Below are 1,604 nucleotides of genomic sequence, written 5' to 3'. Positions count from 1 at the left end.
GCGCCGGGCGCCGCGACGATCGGCACCACCGGCGGCGGGAGTCAGGGGGCCGCGCAGGGCGACCCCGGCCTGCCGCAGCGGCTCGCGGCCGCGGTGGGCGGCGACGGCGCCTACGCCCACCTGCAGCAGTTCGAGAAGCTCGCCGACGCGAACGACGGCAACCGCGCGGTGGGCACCCCCGGGTACGACGCGGCCGTCGACCACGTCGTCGGGACGCTGCGTGCGAGCGGGTTCGAGGTGTCGACCCCGTCGTTCGAGGTGCGCACCTTCTCCGCGGGCGACGCACGGCTGACCGTGGCCGGCGCACCGGTGACGACCGAGGTGCTCGGCTTCTCCCCCGCCACCCCGCCCGGCGGGCTGACCGCTCCGCTGTCGCTGCGCCCGCGCACCCCGCAGGACCCGACACCGGGCTGCGACGCCGCCGACTACACCGGGATGCCGGCCGGGGCCATCGCCGTCGTCGAGCGCGGGACCTGCGAGTTCGGCCAGAAGTCCCGGCTCGCGGGGGCGGCGGGCGCGGCGGCGGTGATCGTGGTCAACACCGAGGACGCGGCCCTGCCCGCCACCCTCGGCGACACCCCGGGGGTCGTCCCGACGGCGGCCGTGACGAAGACCGCGGGAGCCGCCCTGCGCGACGGCCAGCAGGCGTCGCTGGTGCTCGACACCACGATCCGGCAGCAGACCTCGCGGAACGTGATCGCCGAGACCACCACCGGCGACCCGGGCCGGGTCGTGGTCGCCGGGGCCCACCTCGACAGCGTGCCCGAGGGCGCCGGCATCAACGACAACGGCAGCGGCAGCGCCGCCCTGCTCGAGATCGCGCAGAAGCTCGGCGGCTCCCCGCCGGTCGGCCAGAAGGTGCGCTTCGCGTGGTGGGGCGCCGAGGAGATCGGCCTGGTCGGCTCGACGAAGTACGTCGAGGGCCTGTCCGAGGCCGACCGCGCGCGGATCGCGCTGTACCTCAACTTCGACATGGTCAGCTCGCCGAACCCCGGTTACCTCGTCTACGACGGCGACAACTCCGACGGCCTCGGCGGCGAGGCGGGCCCGTCCGGCTCCGACACCGCGGAGCGCGTCCTGACCGAGGCGCTGGTCGGGGCCGGCGTGAACGGCCCCGAGGGCACCGCGTTCGACGGGCGCTCGGACTACGGCCCGTTCATCGAGTCCGGCATCCCGGCCGGTGGCCTGTTCACCGGCGCCGAGGAGCAGAAGACCCCGGAGCAGGCGCAGAAGTGGGGCGGCACGGCGGGACAGTCCTACGACCCCTGCTACCACACGGCCTGCGACCGGCTGACCAACATCGACCGGACCGCGCTGGACCGGAACGTGACGGCGATGGCCTCGGCGATCGGCCGGTTCGCCGTCGACCTCACCGGGGTCCCGCAGCGCTGACCCGCCCGCGGCGGCCGGTGGCTCAGTCGTAGACACCCGCCACCTCCCAGCGGCCGCCGCGGTGCACGAGCAGCAGGGCCGTGCCGTCGGCGAGCACGACCTGCAGCCGGACCGCGGGCCCGGGGCCGTCGGGGGCCCACCAGCGGGCGTGCACCGGCCAGGGTCCGGCCCAGCCGGTGACCTCCCGGTCGGGGCCGCCGCCCGCGACCCGG

The 1,604-nt window shown here is 76.4% G+C and carries 1 protein-coding gene and 1 pseudogene; one reads left to right on the top strand and one right to left on the bottom strand.

What is annotated here, in order from left to right; genetic code table 11:
- Nucleotides 1-1,392, top strand: a 1,392-nt coding sequence (locus tag GTW08_RS07685) for a M28 family peptidase (RefSeq protein WP_161151670.1), incomplete at its 5' end; no start/stop codon positions are given.
- Nucleotides 1,393-1,414: 22 nt separating this feature from the next.
- Here the strand turns inward: GTW08_RS07685 and GTW08_RS07680 are convergent.
- A pseudogene (locus GTW08_RS07680) lies at nt 1,415-1,604 on the bottom strand (DNA polymerase Y family protein); the annotation flags it as partial.

Source organism: Pseudonocardia sp. SID8383, from assembly GCF_009864975.1.
GTDB lineage: Bacteria > Actinomycetota > Actinomycetes > Mycobacteriales > Pseudonocardiaceae > Pseudonocardia > Pseudonocardia alni.
The sequence above is the reverse complement of the archived record's forward strand: the minus strand, read 5'-3'. Positions and strand labels throughout refer to the sequence as shown.